The organism is Bacillus sp. BC08 (genome assembly GCF_054326875.1).
Genome location: NZ_JBTGPA010000027.1, coordinates 95029 through 117473, shown reverse-complemented (window position 1 = coordinate 117473; position 22445 = coordinate 95029). Strand labels below are relative to the sequence as shown.

Here is a 22445-nt window from a genome sequence, read left to right as displayed (position 1 = left end):
GTTTTGTCTTAGAAAGGTGTAGATTTTTTTGAATACGAAATTAATCATAGTAGAAGGGCTTCCTGGCTTTGGGAAATCCACCACTGCAAACTTGCTTTACGATATTCTAATTGAAAAAAATATTGATGTTGAATTATTTCTTGAAGGGAATCCAGACCACCCTGCTGATTATGATGGGGTATCTTGTTTTGATAAAAGTGAATTCGAAAGTTTGTTAGTGAATAGTGGTGATTTTAGGGCAGTAATTAGTGATAGAGTCACGAAGCGTGGAAACAATTATTTATTGCCATATAAAAAAATTAAAAATGAATACAGCTCTAATTTTCCTGAAAATTTATTAAATACCATTTTCAAAAATGATATATATGAATTATCGCTAGAGAGGAATATTGAATTAATAACTGAAAAGTGGAGGGATTTTGTTGAAATAGCCAACAATGAAAATAAAATTTATATTTTTGAATGTTGCTTCATACAAAATCCATTAACAATTGGGATGGTTAAATATGGTGAAAAAAAAGAGAAAGTTATAAGTTATATTAATGCATTAGCAAAAATCATAGAAAAATTAGATCCAGTATTGTTTTATATAGAACAAGATGATTTGGAATTCTCATTCAGAAAGGTATTTAATGAAAGAGCAAAAGAATGGTCTGCTGGATTTATTGAGTATTATACAAATCAAGGGTATGGGAAAATGAAAGGCTATCACGGTTTAGACGGAACAATTAAAGTTTTAGAAGCAAGAAGAGATATTGAAAGAGAAATATTTAATATGTTAAATATAAAAAAGACAAAAATTGATAATTCACAGTATGAAGCTATCAAATATAAGTCAATGATAATTGAAAAATTGAAATCACTTGAAATTCTAGATTAATGTAGTGCTTTAATTGAGTCAGAAACTAAGGATTTTTAACTTCCGCTTTCGAAAATTATGCAAATAAGCTAATCACTGGATTCTCATAGAAAACGGTGGGGAGATAAAAAATTTGATTTTGCAGCACTTCAAAATCTTAGCTAGATGGCTATGTATCGGTACCCCACAATAAAAAGGCAGGAACATATCAAATATGTTCCTGCCTTTAATTTTAGAGAGATGTTTCCTAACGGTTGATTTTGTTAACGAAAGTCGACTTTAAATCCATATTTTGTATAGCATATAGTACATATAATAAAAGTATGAGGTGATACAGTGAGAGAGATTCAGATTCATAAAATTATTGCGGATAAGAGAAAAGAAAAGGGAATTACACAGGAAGAGTTAGCGGCGTATATCGGTATTACGAAGGCATCTGTTTCCAAATGGGAGACAGGGCAGAGTTATCCGGATATTACATTTTTACCACTGTTAGCATCGTACTTTAACATAAGTATTGATGAACTAATTAGTTATATACCACAAATGGAGCAGGAAGATATTAAAAATTTATATCATCGACTAGCGGAAGCTTTTAGTGAAGAACCGTTTGATGAAGTAATGATAGAGTGCAGAGAAATCATCAAAAAATATTATTCTTGTTTTCCGTTATTACTTCAAATGGGACTACTTTTTATTAACCACCATATGTTAACAAAGGATACGGATAAAAGAATTGAAATTTTAGAAGAGGCAATGTCTCTTTTTAGCAGGGTGCAGGGAGAAAGTGACGATGTTTCTCTTGTGAAAGAGGCGGTATCGTTTCAAGCAACTTGCTATCTTATACTCAATAGACCAAATGAGGTGCTTCAATTACTTGGCGAAACGATACGTCCTAATTTTCCAGAGGAAGATTTAATCGCACAAGCGTATCAAATGCTTGGAAATACTGAGAAGGCGAATGAAATGATGCAAATTAGTATGTACCAACATTTAATATACCTCGTTGCGACAATACCGAATTATGTAGTAATAAATGCCTCAAGCGCTGAAAAGGTAGAGTTAATTTTAAATAGAGCTTTTATGTTAATAGACGTGTATGAAATAGAAAAACTACATCCTAATATGACTTTAAAAGTATACTATGCTGCTGCACAAGTATATTGTATGCAAGGAAATTTTGAAAGAGCATTAGAAATGTTGCAGAAATACGCAACAGTTTGTGCAGCTAGTTTCACAGTAAATAGTCTGCATTTACACGGCGATTCCTATTTTGATGCGATTGATGAATGGTTTGCAGAATTTCCGCTTGGTGCTAAAACGGTTAGAAATGAAGAGATTATAAAGCGAAGTATGTTACAAAGTATTGCAGAGAATCCAGTTTTCGCTCCGATGAAAGATATAAGAGAGTACAAAAATATAATAGCGAGTTTGAAATTTAAATTGGATATAAAAGATTAGAGGGAGGACGAAATTATGGCCTTTGACGAATATGAAGTAGCGATAAATAGTGAATTTACTTTGCGCGGTACGATTACTAAACCGAAAGCTGACGGGAAGTATGCTGCGGTTGTCATTATCGCTGGATCTGGAGAGATTGATCGTGATGGAATGATTGTACCGTTAAAGCTTGCATCGAATATTTACAAAGATTTATCACATGTAATAGCGAGACTTGGAGTAGTAACGCTCCGCTTTGATAAGCGTGGGGTAGGAAAGAGTGAAGGGGAATTTCAGAAGACTGGAATGTGGGATTTAGTTAATGACATAGAGGCTATGATTACGTATGTAAAAGAACAGCCATTTGTTGATTCGGAAAATATCATTTTAGTTGGTCATAGTGAAGGGTGTATGTTAGCAACTGTAGTAAACGCAAGAACACCAGTTAATGGACTCGTACTTCTTACAGGAGCTGCGGAATCATTAGAAGAAGCTACGAAAAGACAAAGAGAGATTATTTATAAGGAGTTAAAAGAGCAAAAAGGAATAAAAGGAAAGTTAATGCGTCTTCTCAATATTGAGAAACGAGGAGAAAAGCAGGCGCAAAAAGCAACAGAGAAAATGATGAACTCAAAAAAAGATATTGTGAAAATTGGTTTTAAGCCGATGAATGCAAAATGGTTTAGAGAGCATTTCCAGCATGACATTTATAAAGATTTAATGAAAGTAACGTGCCCAGTGTTAGCGATTGCTGGTGATAAAGACTTTCAGGCAAATCCTGAAAAAGCGAAGAGAATTGGTGATTATGTGCAAGGTGACTCTGAAGTGTATGTAATAAAAAATATGGATCATACCTTAAAATATTTTGAAGGTGATTTTAAAGCGTTAGAATTTAAAAAGATTTATGTGGAAAGTGCGGATAAGCCACTTCATCCAGAGTTGGAAGGAATAATTGTGAATTGGATGGATGCGCGTTTTATCTCGCAATATGCAGGAAGTAAGACTCTCTAAGCAAAATTTGATGAATAAGTGGAATGTAGTAGGGAGAGCGATTGATCGTTGTGGGTTAATAATAGGCGTGGAAATGTATTAACATGAATAACATATACAACCGAAATTACGCGACATATGACTTCTTTCTGATGGTATAATAAGGAAAAAGGAGTTCTGAATAATGTCTTTAGGAACCAGTATTTATTATGCCATTACTGCATTGATTATCGGTGTATTGATTGGCGGGATTATACGCATAATTCGGCATACTAGTAATCGTAAAAAGCAAGATCCAGTTGAGCAAAAATTAGATAGGATTATCCAATTGTTAGAAGAACAAAATAAAGATTGACCCTCTCTTTAAACGGGAGGGGCTTGTTGTTTTTATTGGCAGAGGCGGGAAATATAGGATACTTAATTCACTTTACTTCAATCCAACTAAAGTTTTACTTTCTCTATAATGCAGGTTTTATATAATATGAAGGTCAACGGCTATAACTACTTATAATATAATCGCTTCTTTTTTTCGCATAGAAAGGAATTGAGATTATGGAAAAATCAATAAAAAGTGAATTAATTGGAATGTTTATCTTTAATGAAACTTTTCATACATATGAGCAAAACGAGGGAAAAGTACATTGGGAATTGGATATTAGAAATGAACGTGTACACGTACATGAAATGATGAAAAGAGCAGAAAAGCTTTATGTATGTTTAGAAGAATTTGATAAAAAATCTAAGGTCGCTATAGCGAAAGAATTAATAGAGTATAAAAATGATTTTTGGCCTGAATATGATGAGAATGATGAACATTTAGATTGGGATGCTGTAGTTGCAGGAGAATATGATATGACGAAAGAAACATTCGAGCAGTCTATTACTCTTATGGATATTGTAATTAGAGAAAATGATATATATTGCGAATATAATGATGGAGATTTATTTGGTGGACATAGAATCCATGCTTCTTTTGACAATGAGTACAATTTATTAGATGCAGAGATTTAGTTTTGAGAGAGATTTTAAAGTATTAGAGCTTCAAAAGAACTATAAAGAGGGAGCGGGAAAGCCACTTCACCCGATGCTAGAAGAAATAATTGTGAATTGGATAAGTGCGAATTTTATCTCGCAATATGAGGGGAATAAGACTTCCAGCTCAATATAAGACGGAAGTGAGGAAAATCAATTGTTAATACAAGGTCGGTTGTTGTAGGTGGATTTAGTTTAGTATTTGGATTGTAAGTTTTTTGTGGTATTTTCCGTTTTAAAATGGGGAATACGATAAATTAACCTATTAAAAACGAACATTAAAAATTTTTTTAATAAAAACGTTCATATTTAGATTGCGTGCACACTAAAAGTTTGATATATTACCAATATAATAATTTTACACATCATCACTCGTATATACTCGGTAATATGGTCCGAGCGTTTCTACCTAGTTCCCAATGAAAGAACTGGACTACGGGTTAAAGTATTCGGCCGTGCTGTTCAATGAGCGCTACCGATCTATAATTTGGCAATTGTTTTATCTTTTGCTCAATTAACTTTGACTACCGTAGTTCTAGAAAGTAGAGATTCTTCTACAATTTCTAGAACTTTTTTGTTTGGACCAAAAGCATCGAGTATAGAAAACAACAAGAGAAAGAGGAGATTATTTATGAAGAACAATATGCTGAAAAAGTGTGCGGCGCTAGTAACTACTACGGTATTGTCATTCTCAATACTTGCGGGGTGTAATGCGAGTCCAAAACAAGTAGTAGAGGCAAAAAGTAATCAACAACCTATTTTAATTCAAGGGCCAATGCCGATTGAGGCTGAGAAGTTTGCAAAAAGGTTAAAAAATGTGAAAGAAGAAAAGTCTGGAACTTTCGTATTTTATAAAGGCACTGTCGACAATTATCCTGTAATCGTAGCGAAAACAGGTAAAGGAATGGAAAATACAGCAGCCGCTACAGCAGTGGCTATTGAAAAATATAAGCCTATAGCGATTATTAACCAAGGAACATCGGGTGGACATGATCCTAATTTAAACGTATTTGATATTGTTTTAGGAAAACAAGTAGCAAACATAGGTTCATTAAAAACATCAAATATGGATGAGAATCAAGGGATTGAACCGACAAAATGGATTTCAATGGACTTAATGGCTTCTGAAGGAAGTGCAGGAGAAGATCCAAATGCAGAGAAAATCCGATACTACGAGGGAGATAAGGATTTACTTGCAGCAGCTAATGCGGTAAAAGATAAATATACAAAAGGTAAAGTGGTTGAAGGGACTATAGGTTCAGCAGACCTTTGGAATAATGAAGTGGATAGAATTAAGTGGTTCCATACAAAATACGGAACATCTGTAGAAGAAATGGAAGGTGCTGCAGCGGCGCAAATTGCAAAAGCTTATGATGTACCATTTTTAGGGATTCGAGTATTATCTAACAATAAAACAAACGGCGGAAAATACAATCCAAATACAGCGGCGGCAAATCAAGAATATGTATATGAAGTAGTTAAAAAGTATATTGATACGTTGCCAAATAAATAGTAGTAGTTTTGTCCCAACATAAACGTCAAGTAACTTTAAAAGTTTTCGAGACTGATAAACGTATATTAGGAATAGTAGTTGAAAAAGAAAAGTTTGTTTCTTATTAAAAAATATAAGAAACAAGCTTTTTTATTTAAAATAAATTGGGTAATTAAACTAAAACACTAATGTGTATCATTGAATATCATAATAATATAATGGAGGTGATGTTATATGGCTCTTACTACAGGACCAATTGAAAACGTAGGAAATCAACCTGCTAATGCAAATAGAGTTAGGGTGAAGATCCTTAACCGTACTGCGGGCCCACTTACTGGAGTAGCTAGAGTTTTTAGACTTGACGGTTCATTAGCATTAATTGAACAGGTAAACTTCAATGTGAATTCTAATGCTTCTACTTTTGCAACTCTAAGTTTAGTTCATCCTGCTTTTGGACAAGCATTTGAATATGAAGTTCAAATTGTTCCTAATCAACCTGGTGGACTATATAGTGTTTATGGACTAACAGCTGAAGGTGTTATCATTACTGCACAACGTGTTGTGAACTCAGAATTGACACAGTTTCTTTAATTAAAATAGATTGGTGCCTTACATGGTATCCAATCTATTTTTGTACTTATTCTTCAGAGGAAGAAGGGTTTTACACAAAAAATAAAGACAGTTATAGAAAAAGGAAAAGTCGATTTATCAAATATGCATAATTGCATAAAAAAATTGAAATTTATAAGTTAACATTAAACTACTTTTTAATTGTAAAGAATATTTTAATAATCCTTACTAGAGAAGGATATTCCTTGTGAAAAGTAGATAAACAAAAAGTGTGGAAATAATACAGACTCAATAGAGTTTTGTATTAAATAAATAGAAAAGGATGGGTATGGCTTTCTAAAAGTTTTTGGGGGTTAGAAAGCATTTTTTAGTTAATAGCTTCAAATTATATTTTAAAGGGGAAATGGGTATATGAAGTTTCGAAATACAAAGCTTGCTATGATTACACTATCTTCATTTTTTATTTTAGGTACTGCATCTCTATCATTCACAGATATCATACACGGTGAAGTAGCTTCTGCATCACCACAAGAGATTACTGTAAAAAGCTATGACGATACATATTATAATAATACAATAGGAAAAACGGGTTTAGAATTAAAGAAGGAACTTCATAATATTATTGATGATCATACAAAGTTATCATACAGTGCGGTTTGGGAAGCACTAAGAGATACTGATGAAGATCCAAATAATAAAAACAATGTAATACTCTTATATACTGGGCGTTCGCAAGGGAAACTTACGAATGGTTCAGGAGTTGATAATTGGAACCGAGAGCATGTTTGGGCAAAATCTCACGGTGATTTTGGAACGACTGCAGGAGCTGGAACAGATTTGCATCATTTAAGAGCGACGGATGTATCTGTAAATAGTTCACGTGGAAATCTGGATTTTGATAATGGTGGTGTGAATCATACGGAAGCGACAGAATGTAAATACGATAGTGATTCTTGGGAACCTCGTGATAGTGTAAAAGGAGATATCGCTAGAATGCTATTTTACATGGCTGTTCGTTATGAAGGAGACAACGGCGAAATAGACTTAGAATTAAATGAAAAGGTAAATAACAATAAAGATCCATACATGGGCAAACTATCCGTTTTACTAAAATGGAATGAACAAGACCCGGTAGATGATTTAGAGCGAAAGCGTAATGAAGTGATTTTTACGAAATATCAACATAATCGTAATCCTTTTATTGATCATCCGGAATGGGTAAATAAAATTTGGAACTAAAATACTTAAAGTTATTTTACTTTGAGAGAAGGGATTGATCACTATGATCAATCCCTATTTATATCTATACTAGAATAAATGATTTTTATAGGGGGGAGAGGAGAATAGGATAGATATTTTATCAAGTTAAGTATAATATGAGTCTTTTAATACGGTCCCCACTCAATATTCACACCAACAATAAGAAAAATAAGTCCGATGATAAACCAAATGAATGCAAGTGGAGCCATGAAGCGAATCCATTTTCCGTAAGAAATACCGCTCGCTGCGAGGACGCCCATTAAAACACCGGAAGTTGGATTGAGACAGTTCACTACTCCTTCGCCAAGCATAACGGCTTGTACTGTAACTTGGCGTGTAATGTGCATGAAATCGGCAAGTGGAGCTAATATCGGAATGAAAATAACAGATTCTCCTGTCCCAGATGAAATGAGGAAATGTAATGCGGCACTACTTACATACATGCCGATAACGCCAAATACAGGACTTTGTCCTTCGAGAGACTGTGCGAGCTGATTCACAATTGTATCAAGTAATTTGCCTTGTTCTAAAATGACTGAAATACAACGAGCCATTCCGACGATCAAAGCACCGTAAATGAGATTTTGGCAGCCTGCTAGAAAAGTAGAAGCGATATCGTTTGCTTTCATGCCGCCTATTATTCCCGCTGTAATTGCGATGAAAATAAAAGTAGCGGTCATTTCTGCGTCTGTCCAATGTAGACGGAAAGCACCTATTAAAAATACAATTAATGATAAAGTCGAAACGAGTAAAATTAATTTGTGACGCATTGTCCAAGGAACTTCTGTTTTTTCTGTTTCTTTCTCGCTTGAAAGAGCATTACTTGGAAACCAGTTATCTCCGAGTATGCTTCCTTTATTCGATTTTTTTAAACGTTTTACATACCAATTAATATAAAGAATGGTAGCAATTAAAAAAGAGATATAGATTGCTGTGCGTAAACCAATCCCTGAAAACATCGGAAGTTCTGCGATTTTTTGTGAAATGCCTAAAGGTGAGGGAGATAATATAGTAGCATTAAAACCAGCATAAGTGCCTAAATAAATAATTGCTACACCAACGATAGCGTCCCATTTTAATGTGCGTGCAACGATGATGCCGATGGGGATAAAGCCGATAACTGAGTTAACGATAATGCCAGTCGTTCCGAGAATAGAAAAGAGTGCAGCGACAATACAAATGAAAAATAATTGCTGATTACGAAATTTGTTAATCACATGATAGATTAAACCGTCAAGAGCACCTGTTTTTTCAAGAATAGCAATAGCCCCGCCCGTAAATAAAATTAAGAAGATGATAGGAGCAGCAAGTGTCATCCCTTTTTCAATAGCGGTAAAAAAAGAAACAAACCCTACCGGCGATTGTGGAACGGAATGATAACTTCCTGGTATTGTCGTTGTAACAGTACCGTTTGTAACTCTTTTAAATTCTCCAGCAGGAACGAAATAGGTAGCAATGGCACAAAGTAAGGCAATAAAAAATAGTAGTACGTACGCGTCAGGCATTTTAAACTTTCGTTTACTCGGCTGCTTTTTTACCTCGGTATGTAATTGCATAAAATCCCTCCTTTTTCACTTGGTTAATTTTTAATATTCTGAAACTTATCTGTGGAATAGATTATAATAAAGGTTGCTTCCTAAGGCAATAGTTTTTCTGTTCTTTTCCTGCAATACAAATTGTTGCAACATTAGACAGGGAAACGAAAATAATCAAAGAATATGTTATATAGAAAGAATAAGGAAAAGAGGGAAAAAGATGTGGAAAACTACAGATCTATGTGATGAGTTTGAAAAGGAATTACAAATATGTCGCCAACCTTTTCGGTCGTTTGGGAAGAAGGAACAGTTTTATGGGGAAATTGCAACGGTAAAGGTGAAGGATGATAATGTACTAGTGAAGGAAGGATTGCAAACACTACCAGAAGGAACGGTATTAGTCGTTGATGGCGGAGCGTCTATGAATTGTGCGTTACTTGGTGATAATTTGGCAGCTATTGCGGAGGAACGAAAGCTGGCAGGAATTATTGTGAATGGATATGTTCGTGATTCTAGTGAACTAAAGAATATTAATATTGGTATTTTAGCGTTAGGAACGATGCCAAATAGAAGTGTAAAAGAAGGAAAAGGCGAGCGGAATATTTCATTGCAATTTGGACAAGTAGAATGGAAGCCAAATGAATATGTGTATGCGGATGAAGATGGCGTCATTATTAGTGAAAAGAGTTTGCATCGTTAAAGGTTAGTAAGTTACTATTCTTAGAAAATAAATCCGATAAAGCATGGACAAAATTCTTTGTCAATAGTAAAATAATACAGAAATTTAAAATTAACAGAATGTATAGGTTTATCGTTTTACGATAACTGAAATGGAAGTAAGTAGTGCCTAGAAAAGTGAATGTTATCACAATGATACGTTCATAAACAAAATTATTTTTCCTATACAAATATAGCCGCGAATGATGCGGGTAGGAGGTGTTGCACAGTTTGTTCGACACTTACAAAAAAAGAGTGTCAATTGCACGCCCTTGAGGGGCCTTTTTTTGTGTAAATAGTAGTAAGGGAGGAAATTTTGGGATGGCAATGTTAAAAAAATGGCTGCTTACGTCGTTAATGGCAGTTACACTTGTATTTGTTTCTTTTGCGAATACAGTACATATTACGTTTGCTGAAGGAAATACAGCAAAACTTGCAATTGTTGGTGAATCACAAAAGGGCATTATGTTATGTCCGAAAGAAGAGCAAATTAAAGATGGGGAAACAGCTTTAAGTTTGCTGCAAAAAGTCATGGGGGACAAAGTAACAGCAGAGACGATGTCGTTTGGAACGTATGTCAAAGGAATTGACGGTTTAATGGCTGGGGAAACAAGCGGCTGGCTGTATGATGTAAATGATAAATCTGCAGAAGTTGGAGCAGATAGTTATAAATTAAATGCTGGAGATGTTGTTGTCTTTCGTTTTGTTGCAGACTGGAGCAATATGAGCCAGGAAACATTACAGCAAACATTAGATAAATTTGGTACTTGTAAAACTGTAGAAGAACCAAAGACAGATGATCCAAAACAAGAAAAACCAGAAGAACCAAAGACAGATGATCCAAAACAAGAAAAACCAGAAGAACCCAAAACGGATGATCCAAAACAAGAAAAACCAGAAGAACCCAAAACGGATGATCCAAAACAAGAAAAACCAGAAGAACCAAAAACAGATGATCCAAAACAAGAAAAACCTGAACAACCAAAGCAAGAGAACATTCAAATTCCAGCAGCGCAAGTAAATGAAGCGATTTCTAAAACATCTGAAAAGATGTTACAAGACGGAATTGAAAGTGATTGGGTAGCTTTAGGCCTTTCTCGTTCTGGAAAGGATGTTCCAATTGAGGCGGAATTAAATTATATTAAGTCAGTAACTGAAAAAGTAGAAAAGCGCATTAACCGTTTTTCAGCGACAGATTTAGCTAGAACGATTATTATGATGAATGCAATGCATGCAGACCCTAAAAAGGTAGGCGAACATAATTTAGTTCAAAAATTATACGAATCAGATAAAGTAAATTCTGTTACAGGTTATACATTTGCTTTACTTGCATTTGATACGAAGAAATATGAAGTTCCAGTGAATGCAAAATGGAATCGAGTTGCTTTAGTAGATGCGCTTTTAAACGCACAGCATACAGAAGGCGGCTGGACTTACGATAGTGCAAGCAGTAAAGACAGTGCTAGTAGCGTTGATGTAACAGGTATGGTTTTATCAGCATTAGCTCCTTATCAAGATCGACCAGATGTGAAGCCAGCTGTAGAAAAAGCTGTTGCCTATTTATATAACGAACAACTAGAAAATGGTGGTTTTTCTGCTGATGGACAAGAGAATTCTAATAGTGTTGCGCAAGCAATTATTGGACTATCACTTGTGAAAGATGTAGATCAAAATCGTCTACATAAGGCAATGCAAAATTTACTGTCATATCAACTTCCAAATGGTGAATTCAAATGGTTACCAAGTGATCAAAATGGTAGCGGAATGGCTACAGAGCAAGCATTCTTAGCTTTACTTCAGTTTAAAGATCTTGGAAAATCGATTTATGATTGGTCAAATGTATCTGTTCCTGAAATCGATAAGAAACCAAATGTGGATTCAGAAAATGTTGTAGTAGAAAAAGAAGTTACTGAACAACCACAAGAACCAAAAGAAGTACAACAAGAAAAGAAAGATGACACGCTAAAAGTTGTTGTCGATAACGAACCAGTTAAAAATAAAAAATCTGGAAACGGTAGCACGTTACCAAAAACAGGAGCATCTTCGCATAGTGCAGCTACAGAAGTAGGTATGGGTGTATTATGTATTGCTGCTGCATATGTATTATGGAGACGTAAAGCAGCTTAACAAAAATTAGGAGCAATTATTTGCTCCTAATTTTTAATATGAAAGGTGAGAGACAACATGAGTAAGATGAAGTGGTTTATTTCTTTAATGCTTTCACTTGGGCTACTTGCCGGATGTGAAGAGGCAGCTGTAAAGCCTGAGAAGAAAGTAGAACCAAAGCAAGAAGAGGTAGCAAAACAAGAAGAGAAAAAAGATGAAGCGAAACCGGAAGAAAAGCCGGAGGAAAAACAAGCTGAACAAGAGCAAAAGCAGCAAGACGAACAGAAAGTGAAACAAGAACAAAAAGTAGAAGAGAAACCGAAAGAAGAAAAGCCGCAGGCACAACCGGAAGTAAAGAAAGAAGAAAATCCTCAGGAACAGCCTGCTGTTAATAAACAACCGGAACAACAAAAAGCACAAGAAGAGAAACAACAAGAGCAACCGAAAGCGCAAGAAGTAAAAGAAGAAGCGAAGGTTGTGAATCAGCCGAAAGAAACACCGAAGCAGGAGCAAAAAGTTGATCCGAATAAAGAGGAGAAAACGATACCGACTCCGGCAGTACCAAAACCTGAACCATCAAAACCAGATCCAGTACCAGTACCTAAAGCAAAACAAGTTACTATCTCAGTAAAAGGTGATAAAGGATACTTATTAGGTGCGAAAAAAATGGATGTACAAGAAGGCGATACAGTGTATAAAGTATTGCAACGTACAGGTTTAGATGTGGATGCAATGGGTTCTAAAGGTGATATTTACGTAAAAGGTATTAATGATTTATATGAAAAAGATATTACAGATACTAGTGGATGGAAATATCGTGTGAACGGTGCGTTTCCAAACCATAGTGCAGGTGTAGTAACAGTTAAACCAGGAGATACAATTGAGTGGGTGTATGTATTAAAATAAGAAAGGCATTCGGTAAAGGACTATGAAAATAAGTTTTTCTTCTTTACATCCTTTTGTGAATTTTTTCTATTATATCGGGGTGATGATACTATGTATGATGTGTCTTCATCCTCTTTTTTTAATTGGGGCAATACTATTAATCGTTATAATCAATGTGATGCAAGGGAATAGCGAAAAGATAAGAAAGATGTTACCGAGCACAATCGTTTTCTTTTTTATGATCATTTTATTCAATTCGTTATTAACGCATAGAGGCCGAACTACGTTATTTTGGTTAGGTGATAGCCGTATTAAGCTTGAGGCGATTATGTATGGAGTAGTAATGGGGTTATTATTAGTTGCGATTATGTTTACGTTTGCTTCGTATAATGATATTATTTCGAGTCATAAATTTTTATATTTGTTTTCTAGAATTTCACCGAAAGTAGCATTGTTAACGATGATTACGGTGAGGTTTGTTCCTTTGTTTATGAGGCGATTACAGAAAATAACACTCGTCCAAAAAACGAAAGGTGTACAAGTAGATGCAGGTTCCATTGTGGAACGGGTGAAAAATGGTATGCAATTATTGCAAGTATTATTAATTTGTTCATTAGAAGATGCGCTGCAAACAGCAGATTCTATGCAAGCCCGTGGGTTTGGTGTAACGAAGCGTACGACATATATTCGGTATAGAATGGAAAGGCGAGATTGGTACACGCTCAGTTATTTAAGTATTCTATTTATCATTGCTATCATATGTAGTACGTATGGCGGAGGAAAGTTAATCATTTATCCGAAAGTCGAATCTATTCTATTTCAGCAATACGATGGAATGATGTTTGGCGTATTTACGATGTTTATTAGTTTACCAATTATAATGGAAGGAAGGGAATGGTTATGGTGGCGCATGCAGAAATAAACAATTTATCATTTGTATATGCTGATGAAAACGAATATGCGTTACAGCATATTTCTCTTTCTATTCAAAAAGGAGAGTTTATTGCACTTGCTGGAGGATCAGGTTCTGGGAAGACGACTTTATTAAAACATTTTAAAAAGGAGTTACTTCCGATCGGTACACGTTCAGGAGAAATTTTTTATGATGATGTTTTATTAGAGGAAGTACCAGATCTATTATCTGCACAAGAAATTGGTATGGTATTTCAAAATCCAGAAAATCAGCTCGTAATGGATACAGTCATTCAAGAATTAGCATTTTCTTTAGAGAATGTTGGATTACCATCACATATTATTCAAAAACGAATAGCAGAGCTCATTAGCTTCTTAGGATTTCAAGATTTATTGCACCAATCTGTTCATACGTTATCTGGTGGACAAAAACAACTTGTCAATTTAGCTGCCGTACTAGTTATGCAGCCAAAACTATTATTATTAGATGAACCAACAGCGCAGTTAGATCCAATTGCAGCGAAAGAATTTTTAGGATTGTTAAAACGTATTAACGAAGAACTTGGAATAACAATCGTTTTAAGTGAACATCGTTTAGATGAAGTGATACCACTTGCTACACGCGTTATTTGTATGAATAACGGCCGAATCGTGTATGATGGTAGTCCTAAAACGGTTGTAGCAAATATGTGGGAAGTTGAAAAGTTCCGTCCCTTTATTCCGCAAATTCCAAGATTGTTTTTAGAATGGAACGTGGAAGATATTCCGTTTACAGTGCGAGAAGCGCAAATGAAACTGAATAACTTTTCAGCGATATCATATGTGAATGAGCCAATCGCACAAAGTGAAAAGCGAGAAGTCATTTTAAGTGCAGAGCATATTTCATTCCAATATGAAAAAAATAGTCCACTTATTTTACGAGATTTAGCCGTATCGATTAAAAAAGGAAAATGGGTAGCTCTCGTTGGGAAAAATGGTACAGGTAAATCTACACTGTTAACAATTTTAGCGGGATTGCAAAAAGCGAGAAGAGGGAAAGTAAAGTGGAATGGGAAAGTGATACATAAAATTGATTCGAAAGAACGATTTAAAAGGATCGGGTATGTATCACAACATCCGTACTATCATTTTACATTTGATACAGTGTGGGAAGAAGTGTATGAACGTGCACGTGAATTATACGGAGAACAAGGAAAAGAAATAGCAGAAGATATGTTGAAGAAGTTTTGGTTGTGCTCGCTTAAAGATCGCCATCCGCATGATTGTAGCGGGGGAGAACAACAACTACTTGCGTTATGTACAACGTTATTATCAAAGCCAACTTTATTATTACTTGATGAACCGACAAAGGGATTAGATCCATGGAAGAAAGAAAGAGTAGGAGAGCTATTTAGGAAATTACAAAAAGAAGGCACAACAATTGTAATGGCAACACATGATATTGAGTTTGCAGCGAAATACGTTGATCAATGTATGATGTTATTTGATGGAGCAGTTATTATGAATGATGCACCGAAAGAATTTTTTAGTGGAAACTTCTTTTATACAACATCCATCAATCGATTCATTCGAAAAGAATTGCCATATGCATTAACGTGGGAGGATGTGTACGAAGCGTGTCCAAACGATATGTTGCATTCATAATATGTATTTTTGCAGTAATAATAGGCACATTACTCTTTACGACGCTTATCATGGATGGTTATTACATGTTAAGTAGTTTGTTTTTATTAGTTGTTATTATGTTACCTTTCTATATCCGCTTTGAAAGAAAGGCGTTTGTTTCACGTGAAATTGTTCTCGTTGCTGTGTTAGCGGCAATTGCAGCAGTTAGCCGCGTACCATTCTCTATTTTACCAAGTGTACAACCGACTTCATTTATCATTATCGTTTCTGCGATTGTGTTTGGGAGTGAAACTGGTTTTATGATCGGTGCAACAGCAGCTATCGTATCAAACATTTTTTTAGGACAAGGTCCGTGGACGCCGTGGCAAATGTTTTCCTGGGGCATGATTGGTTTTATAGCTGGATTATTACGGAATACATTTTTAATGAAAAAGCTATGGGGAAGACTTCTATACGGATTGTTTGTTGGATTTTTATTTGGCTGGATTATGAACTTATGGGGGCTTCTTGGGTTTATACGTGAGGCAACGTGGGAAGCTGTCGTTTCGTATTATATCGCAAGTTTTTATTTCGATTTAAGCCATGCGATTTCGAATGTTATTTTCTTACTACTATTTAGTACGTCTTGGATTACGATTCTTACGAGATTTAAAAAGAAATATGGCATATTAGATAAGCATAACATGGCATAGAAAAGCATATTCATATAAGGTAGGGTCGCGACTTACATATTCGTTTGCCTCTTTCATGCTTCTTACATATTGTAAGGAGCATTTTTTATTGTCAAAAAATCGATTCAATATATGTCGGCTATTATATAAAATTATTTGTATAATAGTATGTGAGAACTATTTTCAAAAGGGAGGTGTATAGTTAATGAAGTTAGTTATTCCGAAGCAACACGGTGCATGGGCCATGCTCGTTATACCATTTCTATTAAGTGTCATACTTGGGAAACCTACTATGTATCATATTCCATTGTTTTTAGCGTGGTTCTTTATCTATTTAGCTACGTATCCATTTCTTACGTACATAAAGCAAAGACGAAAAAAAGAGTTTTTACACGCAGCAATTGTATATTTTATCATCGCTTTCGTATTTGGGATGATTTCTCTAGTATATGAATGGCGCATTCTTTTATTCGTAACAGTAATGATTCCATTATTTATAGTAAATATGTATTACGCCCGTCAAAAGAATGAAAGAGCGTTACTAAATGACATTAGTGCGATTATTGTTTTCTGTATTGGTGGTTTAGTTAGTTATTATTTTTCAATGAAACTTATAGATAAAACAGCACTATTTATTGCGCTTATATCATTTTTATATTTTTTAGGAAGTACGTTTTATGTGAAAACGATGATACGTGAGAAAAACAACCCGAAGTATCGTTTTATATCATGGGGGTATCATATTTTATTAACAATCATCGTATTTGCTATCAATCCGTGGTGCTCTCTTATCTTCATACCGAGTGTCATTCGGGCAATTATGTTGTATGGTAAAAAGATTTCTATTATAAAAGTAGGTATTTTAGAAATTGCTAATTCTGTATATTTTTTAATTATAACGGTAATAATTATGAAGTATGCCATTTGAAAAAGCTTCCCACCTTATGATGGGAAGCTTTTTCAATCTTGTTCTAAAATGTGAACCGTGTAATCACAACGTTGAATAGCTTGTTCGATCGCATAAAGGGATTGTTCAATACGTGCGCGATTAAAATCTTTTTCCACAGTCTGTAGTGCTGCTTCTAAACAATGTTTTGCTTCTTGTAATGATTGAAATGAATCTTGTACATATCCGCGAGCATTTTCGTGCATTTCATAATCCTCCTTGCATATTCATATATGTATAGTATGAGCAGTAAAGAAGAAAATATTATTTGTTATATTTGTTTGACAATTAAAATGAAATTACGTATAGTAAGAATTAAGTGAATATTTTCTTATCCAGAGAGGTGGAGGGACTGGCCCGATGAAACCCAGCAACCGCGATGCAGGTGCTAATTCCAGCAGAACATATTTGTTCTGGGAGATAAGACGAAGATATATACGTAACTTCTTCTTATCGGAGAGGTTTTTTTGTTGCAAAAAAACCGATTACGAAAATTTATATTAAGAAGAAAGGGGTTGCGAAGTACTGTGACACTCGAAAAATACGTAAAACTGCGTAGTACAGTTTATGAATATATGATAGAGCAAGATAAGCCAATATCATTGTTAGATATTCAAGAACATATCGTTTCGCATCATGAAGGAAAATTCACGAAAAAGATGTTACATCAATTTTATTTATCAAGACTATTAGATGAACTGAAACTGGATGGGAAAATTACATTAGCTGATGAATATCTCTATACGGAAAAAGGGGTATTTTATAAGGCGGGAAAAGGGAGCTAAGCTCTCTTTTTTTTGAAGTATGTAGAGTAAAAGACTGCTTAAGCAGCCTGATACAAGGGAATGGTGTTGAGTGTGTAGTGTCAAAGATTGAATGTGCCTGAAAGAGGCACTTCATATCGGCTGCAAATGAAAAGAGACACCTCCGCCGAATAGGTGTCAGTCGTTTTGTCATATAGACTTGCTATTTGACAGTTATTAGAATAACATGCAGGGGTTATTGAAGTCAAAAGGGAATTAAAGGAAGAGGTGTTGTTATGTACGCTTACTTATTACAGGATATAACGAAATGGATTCCTAAGTACATTTTGGATAAAGGGTATGAATATTATGAAGAGGGACATGTAGACGATGTTGAAATACAAGACAAGAAAATATTTGCTTTCGTTACTGGAAATGCAGGAAACTATGAAGTGATTATTGATCTTGAAGATTTTACAGAAAGTAGCTGCGAGTGTCCTTATGAGAATCTTTGCAAGCATATGGCGGCAGTTGTTTATGATATTCAAAGTGCTGGTGAAAGTACGGTGAAAGAGAAACTAAAAGATTTAGACAAAGAAGAGTTACTTACAGTATTAAACCGTTTATTACAAAGTTCGAAAAACGTGCAAATTGTAGAGAAGATGTTAAAGAAGGGGAAACTTTAACTTAAAGAGGGAGTTGTTTTGTAGTGAATGTACTACTTGTATACGCTCATCCCAGTCCTTCCAGTTTTAACGCGGCGATTTTAAAGCATGTGCAAAAAGGATTACAGGAAACAGATCATTCGGTTACGGTACTTGATTTATATAAAGAACAATTTGATCCCGTCCTTGTATTTAATGAGGAGAAGAAAAGACGTGATTTAGTAAATGAAGAAGAAACAGCCCGGTACAGAACGTTAGTAGAAGAAGCAGATACACTTCTCTTTATATATCCGATATGGTGGTGGGGGATGCCTGCTATTTTAAAAGGATTTATTGATCGCATTTTCGTTGCTGGTTTTGCTTATAAATACGAAGGAGCCCTGCCGAAAGGATTATTGAAGGGGAAGAAGGCGTGGGTGATTAATACGTTAGATTCACCGTTATGGTACGTCGCACTATTATATCGATCAGCAGATTGGATTATGATGAAGCGAGGTGTATTACGTTTTTGCGGCATTCGCGATATAAAACGATCTGTTTTTCAATCTGTGAAAACGAGTAAAGTAGAGAAACGGGAAAAGTGGTTATTACAAATAGAAGAAAAGGCTCGTACATTATGAATGAAATGGAACGTATTATAAAGTGTTGTCAGTATGATAATGAACTTTTTCGTACATATATTAATTGTTTAATCCAATTGAAGAAATGTAGTGAAATGTTTCAACAAATACAGATTCAATTAAGAAATGATTATTTAATAAGAGGAATTTGTGAAAGAGAAGTGGATGAGGTAGTAAGAGGAAGTAAAGAGTATGAAACATATTTTCTTCCTAAAGCGTTACAGTGGAATTTCCTTAAAAACAATCCACATGTAATTGAAAAAGTATGTGAAGACTTTTTCGCATTTGAGGCATTACATCTTACGGAGATAGAGTGGGAGAGGGTTATAAATTGCGTGGGAAATAAATGATTTATTGTATAAAAAAGCTAGTATAAAACTAGCTTTTCGTTTAAATAAATAAGAAACATAGACAAATGATAGATCCTGCATATAGTAAGTTAACAACGCAAAATTCCATAATATCACGAGCACCTAAACCAGCTATCGCTAATGCCGGTAATGCCCAGAATGTTTGAATTAAATTCGTCCAAGCATCGCCCCACGCAATTGCCATTGCTGTTTTTGCAGCAGGTACACCAAGTTCAGCGCCAGCTGGAATCATAATGGGTGCTTGCACAGCCCATTGACCGCCACCAGATGGAACGAAAATATTAACGATGCCAGCATGTTGAGTTTTTATAAAGAAAAGGCACTATCCTCAAAGTACCTCCTCCTACTTAATCTATTCCTTCTATTAAAATTATAAATTGAAATACATTTTTTTATTAAAATAAGAAGCTGAATTAATACAATATCGTGATGAAATTTTTATATGTTGGTAAACTGGTTCCGTTAGCACTTGAATTTGAATTTCCTAGAAGGATTAGCGGTAGATTTGTATTGGCTGGTTCTGTTAGTGATTCGTTCCCTTAGGCAACTTGTTTCGTTTATAAAGTTAATTGGAAATGAACATAAAATGATATTTATTAATACGAGGGTACCACGTCCGTGGGAATCAATCGTTAATGAGAGGGTGAAAGTAACGGCATCTGAGTGTGACTCTAGTTGATTAGTATGCAGCAAGTGGAAAAGGATTTTATTTTCTTTTGTGGAATGTTATTTATATTTACCTTATTAAAATTTAGAAAGGAGAATATTTATGAAACATTCCTTGTTGGAGACAAATCCAGAACCAGGAAAGAAAGAATCATTGCTTACAAGATGTGCAAATGTATTTTCGAGATGGTCTCAGAAATATGTCCCAGATGCCTTTGTTATTGCAGTGCTGCTCACTTTATTTACTTTCATTATAGCTTTGTTGATGAATCCCTCAAATCCGTACAAAATCGTAAAATCTTGGGGGGATGGTTTTTGGACTTATTTAACGTTTACAATGCAAATGGTATTGCTAATGGTTACAGGGATGACGTTAGCTTCTGTCCCGTTTATTAATAGAGGCTTGCAGTCTGTTGCAAAGTTAGCCGATACACCTCAAAAGGCTTATACGATGACATTTTTGATCAGTGCAATTGCATACTATATCAATTGGGGACTAGCCGTAGTTGTGGGAGCTATCATTGCAAAGGAAGTGGCGAAAAAGAATCCGAATGCACATTTTCCATTGCTTGTAGCAGCTGCTTATGCTCCGACAGCCTTATATAGCGCAGGTCTCTCCAGTTCTATTGGCCTAACAATTGCCACAAAGGATCATTTTCTTGTAGATATGATTGGAATTATTCCTACCTCACAAACAATCTTTAGTTATTCTACTCTAATTATTTTTTTCGCTCTATTCATCACGATGCCAATTATTATTGTACTCATGGCTCCAAAAAGTGGGATTATTAGATATAAAGCACTCGAAACAGATACAAATTCTTTTGTAAAACCTCCGCAAAAAAACTTAACTCCTGCGGAAAAACTGGAATGGACACCGGTTTTAGGAATAGTATTAGGCGTAATCGGCACGTTGTATTGTGTTTATGAATTCATAAACGGTCATAGTTTAGATTTAAATATCATTAATTTATTTTTCTTGTCACTTGGTTTGCTCCTGCATGGTTCTCTTGGCAACTTTGCACAAGGATTCAAAGAAGCAGCGCAATCCATATCTCCAATTATCCTACAGTTTCCATTTTATGCGGGGATTATCGCTGTTTTAGGTAGTTCAGGGTTGGGAAGCTCAATCATTGAATGGATGGCATCTATTGCGTCAAAGGATACCTTTGATATATTTACATATTGGTCAGCGGGATTGGTGAACTTATTAGCACCATCTGGCGGGGGGCAATGGGCTTTGCAAGGGCCACTGCAAGTCCCAGCAGGATTAAAGTTAGGTGTAGATCCGGCTACTATCGCTATGGCGGTAGGCTGGGGGGACGCATGGACAAATTTGATTCAGCCGTTCTGGGCACTACCTCTTTTAGGAGTACTGGGATTAAAAATTAAAGATATCATGGGTTATTGTTTTATTCTCTGCATTTGGGTCGGGATTGTTACAAGTATATTGATGCTATTTTTATATTAGTTTTCATAGGAATACACATTAATATCAAGTAATACCATTAAAATGAAAAAAACGCTATTCTTTCTGTAAAAACATGAGAAGGGATAGTGTTTTTTTATGTTTTTTAGAAAGGATGATACATCATACATGGCTAATTCATGGCCAATATCAAATTCATTCGTAAGCTGTTCTTTATCAAGCTAACATGATAATCACCATCAACGCTATGGTTTTAAAACTATCCAAAATGGTATAGAAAAACCGGGAGTATTGGAAGTACTACGAGAACAGTTGGGTATTATTAATAAGAGATAATAAAAAATCCTCCTGGATGCAAGAGGATTTTTTTATAGGGAATAGTAAGGATGAGAGGAGGTGCATTACATATGGGAAAAGGTAGAAGTAATAATGCTGGTAAAAAGCAACCTAATTTCGATGATTCATCTAATTTCGCTAAACAAAGCCAACCGACAGAAAAGAAGAAGAAGTAAGAAAAGGATCTCTCTTTATCAAGAGAGATCCTTTTTTTATATATTGACGTTTCAGCACAACATATCGATTGCTTAACCAAATAGTCATACATGCTAAGCTTAAACTCCTTCGATAATATTATTGTCCTGTTTTTTTATAAAGCTTCTTCACGTTTACCTTATTTAAAAAGCTAATACAAAAAAGACGCGTTTCCTAAATAAAAAGAGCTCTTAATGGAGTATTATCTTTATTTTGAGCCTTTAATAAAATTCTCCAATTTATATTTTACTCTATTAGGCTATGAAATTTAATTAATTAAATGTAAAATTTATATAGATGGTTATATAAAAAAATAAAAACATCGATTACGTTATTCTACAATCGAGTCAAATTATAAAGTAAAGGTTGTACTATGGCT

The 22445-nt window shown here is 34.9% G+C and carries 22 protein-coding genes, 3 pseudogenes and 2 riboswitches; of the genes and pseudogenes, 22 read left to right on the top strand and 3 right to left on the bottom strand.

Features of this window, described 5'->3' with window-relative positions; translation table 11 throughout:
* Positions 1-28 precede the first annotated feature (28 nt).
* The 9 genes and pseudogenes from ACXVYO_RS06860 (at position 29) to ACXVYO_RS06820 (ending at position 7622) form a co-directional block, all read left to right on the top strand.
* Positions 29-880: a hypothetical protein gene (locus ACXVYO_RS06860; protein WP_458466420.1), complete on the top strand. Its 852-nt coding sequence runs from the start codon at positions 29-31 to the stop codon at positions 878-880.
* Positions 881-1195: 315 nt separating this feature from the next.
* Positions 1196-2320, top strand: a complete 1125-nt coding sequence (locus tag ACXVYO_RS06855; protein WP_458466419.1) for a helix-turn-helix domain-containing protein — start codon at positions 1196-1198, stop codon at positions 2318-2320.
* A gap of 15 nt (positions 2321-2335) precedes the next feature.
* Complete coding sequence (locus ACXVYO_RS06850) at positions 2336-3310, top strand: alpha/beta hydrolase family protein (protein ID WP_458466418.1); 975 nt, start codon at positions 2336-2338, stop codon at positions 3308-3310.
* Positions 3311-3473: 163 nt separating this feature from the next.
* Positions 3474-3644, top strand: coding sequence for a DUF4083 family protein (locus tag ACXVYO_RS06845; RefSeq protein WP_000052060.1), 171 nt, complete (start codon positions 3474-3476; stop codon positions 3642-3644).
* A 197-nt stretch (positions 3645-3841) separates the two neighbouring features.
* Positions 3842-4300, top strand: coding sequence for a DUF2262 domain-containing protein (locus tag ACXVYO_RS06840; RefSeq protein ID WP_458466417.1), 459 nt, complete (start codon positions 3842-3844; stop codon positions 4298-4300).
* Between the two features lies 1 nt (position 4301).
* A pseudogene (locus ACXVYO_RS06835) lies at positions 4302-4457 on the top strand (alpha/beta hydrolase); the annotation flags it as partial.
* 216 nt (positions 4458-4673) lie between these two features.
* Positions 4674-4777: riboswitch (purine riboswitch) on the top strand.
* A 175-nt stretch (positions 4778-4952) separates the two neighbouring features.
* Positions 4953-5834 (top strand): 5'-methylthioadenosine/S-adenosylhomocysteine nucleosidase, encoded by an 882-nt coding sequence (locus ACXVYO_RS06830; RefSeq protein ID WP_242255928.1) that lies wholly within the window; start codon positions 4953-4955, stop codon positions 5832-5834.
* Positions 5835-6047: 213 nt separating this feature from the next.
* Entirely contained in the window at positions 6048-6404 is a 357-nt protein-coding gene (locus tag ACXVYO_RS06825) for an ATPase (protein WP_242255925.1), read from the top strand.
* A 390-nt stretch (positions 6405-6794) separates the two neighbouring features.
* Positions 6795-7622 carry an endonuclease I family protein gene (locus ACXVYO_RS06820; protein WP_458466416.1) on the top strand — a complete coding sequence of 276 codons (828 nt, stop codon included), beginning with the start codon at positions 6795-6797 and terminating at the stop codon, positions 7620-7622.
* Between the two features lie 146 nt (positions 7623-7768).
* Here ACXVYO_RS06820 and ACXVYO_RS06815 read toward each other — a convergent pair whose 3' ends face one another.
* Positions 7769-9199 carry a YfcC family protein gene (locus tag ACXVYO_RS06815; RefSeq protein WP_458466415.1) on the bottom strand — a complete coding sequence of 477 codons (1431 nt, stop codon included), beginning with the start codon at positions 9197-9199 and terminating at the stop codon, positions 7769-7771.
* Between the two features lie 199 nt (positions 9200-9398).
* Here ACXVYO_RS06815 and rraA point away from each other — a divergent pair, with 199 nt between their 5' ends.
* The 7 genes from rraA to ACXVYO_RS06780 all read left to right on the top strand — a co-directional run bounded on the left by rraA (position 9399) and on the right by ACXVYO_RS06780 (position 17023).
* Positions 9399-9878, top strand: coding sequence for a ribonuclease E activity regulator RraA (gene rraA / locus ACXVYO_RS06810; RefSeq protein WP_458466414.1), 480 nt, complete (start codon positions 9399-9401; stop codon positions 9876-9878).
* Positions 9879-10216: 338 nt separating this feature from the next.
* Positions 10217-12022 (top strand): DUF4430 domain-containing protein, encoded by a 1806-nt coding sequence (locus ACXVYO_RS06805; RefSeq protein ID WP_458466413.1) that lies wholly within the window; start codon positions 10217-10219, stop codon positions 12020-12022.
* Between the two features lie 57 nt (positions 12023-12079).
* Positions 12080-12907 carry a DUF4430 domain-containing protein gene (locus ACXVYO_RS06800; RefSeq protein ID WP_458466412.1) on the top strand — a complete coding sequence of 276 codons (828 nt, stop codon included), beginning with the start codon at positions 12080-12082 and terminating at the stop codon, positions 12905-12907.
* A gap of 22 nt (positions 12908-12929) precedes the next feature.
* On the top strand, positions 12930-13808 hold the full coding sequence (locus tag ACXVYO_RS06795; protein WP_458466411.1) for an energy-coupling factor transporter transmembrane component T: 879 nt from the start codon (positions 12930-12932) through the stop codon (positions 13806-13808).
* Entirely contained in the window at positions 13781-15442 is a 1662-nt protein-coding gene (locus ACXVYO_RS06790; protein WP_458466409.1) for an ABC transporter ATP-binding protein, read from the top strand. Before ACXVYO_RS06795 ends, ACXVYO_RS06790 begins: the two co-directional genes overlap by 28 nt.
* Entirely contained in the window at positions 15415-16116 is a 702-nt protein-coding gene (locus ACXVYO_RS06785; RefSeq protein ID WP_458466408.1) for an ECF transporter S component, read from the top strand. The genes ACXVYO_RS06790 and ACXVYO_RS06785 overlap by 28 nt, the downstream gene beginning before the upstream one ends.
* 184 nt (positions 16117-16300) lie before the next feature.
* A complete protein-coding gene (locus tag ACXVYO_RS06780) occupies positions 16301-17023 on the top strand; it encodes a YwiC-like family protein (RefSeq protein WP_458466407.1) in 723 nt (240 codons plus the stop codon).
* 32 nt (positions 17024-17055) lie between these two features.
* On the opposite strand, the gene ACXVYO_RS06775 is transcribed toward ACXVYO_RS06780, so the two are convergent.
* The gene (locus ACXVYO_RS06775; protein WP_000544998.1) at positions 17056-17247 is read right to left on the bottom strand and encodes a hypothetical protein; all 192 of its coding nucleotides are present in this window, start codon (positions 17245-17247) and stop codon (positions 17056-17058) included.
* Between the two features lie 122 nt (positions 17248-17369).
* Positions 17370-17468, top strand: a riboswitch (SAM riboswitch).
* A 40-nt stretch (positions 17469-17508) separates the two neighbouring features.
* Here ACXVYO_RS06775 and ACXVYO_RS06770 point away from each other — a divergent pair.
* The 4 genes from ACXVYO_RS06770 to ACXVYO_RS06755 all read left to right on the top strand — a co-directional run bounded on the left by ACXVYO_RS06770 (position 17509) and on the right by ACXVYO_RS06755 (position 19419).
* Complete coding sequence (locus ACXVYO_RS06770) at positions 17509-17826, top strand: hypothetical protein (protein ID WP_002096439.1); 318 nt, start codon at positions 17509-17511, stop codon at positions 17824-17826.
* Between the two features lie 254 nt (positions 17827-18080).
* Positions 18081-18470, top strand: a complete 390-nt coding sequence (locus tag ACXVYO_RS06765; RefSeq protein WP_458466406.1) for an SWIM zinc finger family protein — start codon at positions 18081-18083, stop codon at positions 18468-18470.
* A 23-nt stretch (positions 18471-18493) separates the two neighbouring features.
* Complete coding sequence (locus tag ACXVYO_RS06760; RefSeq protein WP_458466405.1) at positions 18494-19069, top strand: NAD(P)H-dependent oxidoreductase; 576 nt, start codon at positions 18494-18496, stop codon at positions 19067-19069.
* The gene (locus ACXVYO_RS06755) at positions 19066-19419 is read left to right on the top strand and encodes a group-specific protein (RefSeq protein ID WP_458466404.1); all 354 of its coding nucleotides are present in this window, start codon (positions 19066-19068) and stop codon (positions 19417-19419) included. The genes ACXVYO_RS06760 and ACXVYO_RS06755 overlap by 4 nt, the downstream gene beginning before the upstream one ends.
* Positions 19420-19459: 40 nt before the next feature.
* On the opposite strand, the pseudogene ACXVYO_RS06750 reads toward ACXVYO_RS06755, so the two are convergent.
* Positions 19460-19735, bottom strand: a pseudogene (locus tag ACXVYO_RS06750) (TIGR00366 family protein); the annotation flags it as partial.
* A 249-nt stretch (positions 19736-19984) separates the two neighbouring features.
* Here ACXVYO_RS06750 and ACXVYO_RS06745 point away from each other — a divergent pair.
* Positions 19985-20104: pseudogene (locus ACXVYO_RS06745) on the top strand (acyltransferase family protein); the annotation flags it as partial.
* A 105-nt stretch (positions 20105-20209) separates the two neighbouring features.
* Positions 20210-21577, top strand: coding sequence for a short-chain fatty acid transporter (locus ACXVYO_RS06740; RefSeq protein WP_088081951.1), 1368 nt, complete (start codon positions 20210-20212; stop codon positions 21575-21577).
* Positions 21578-22445: the final 868 nt, after the last annotated feature.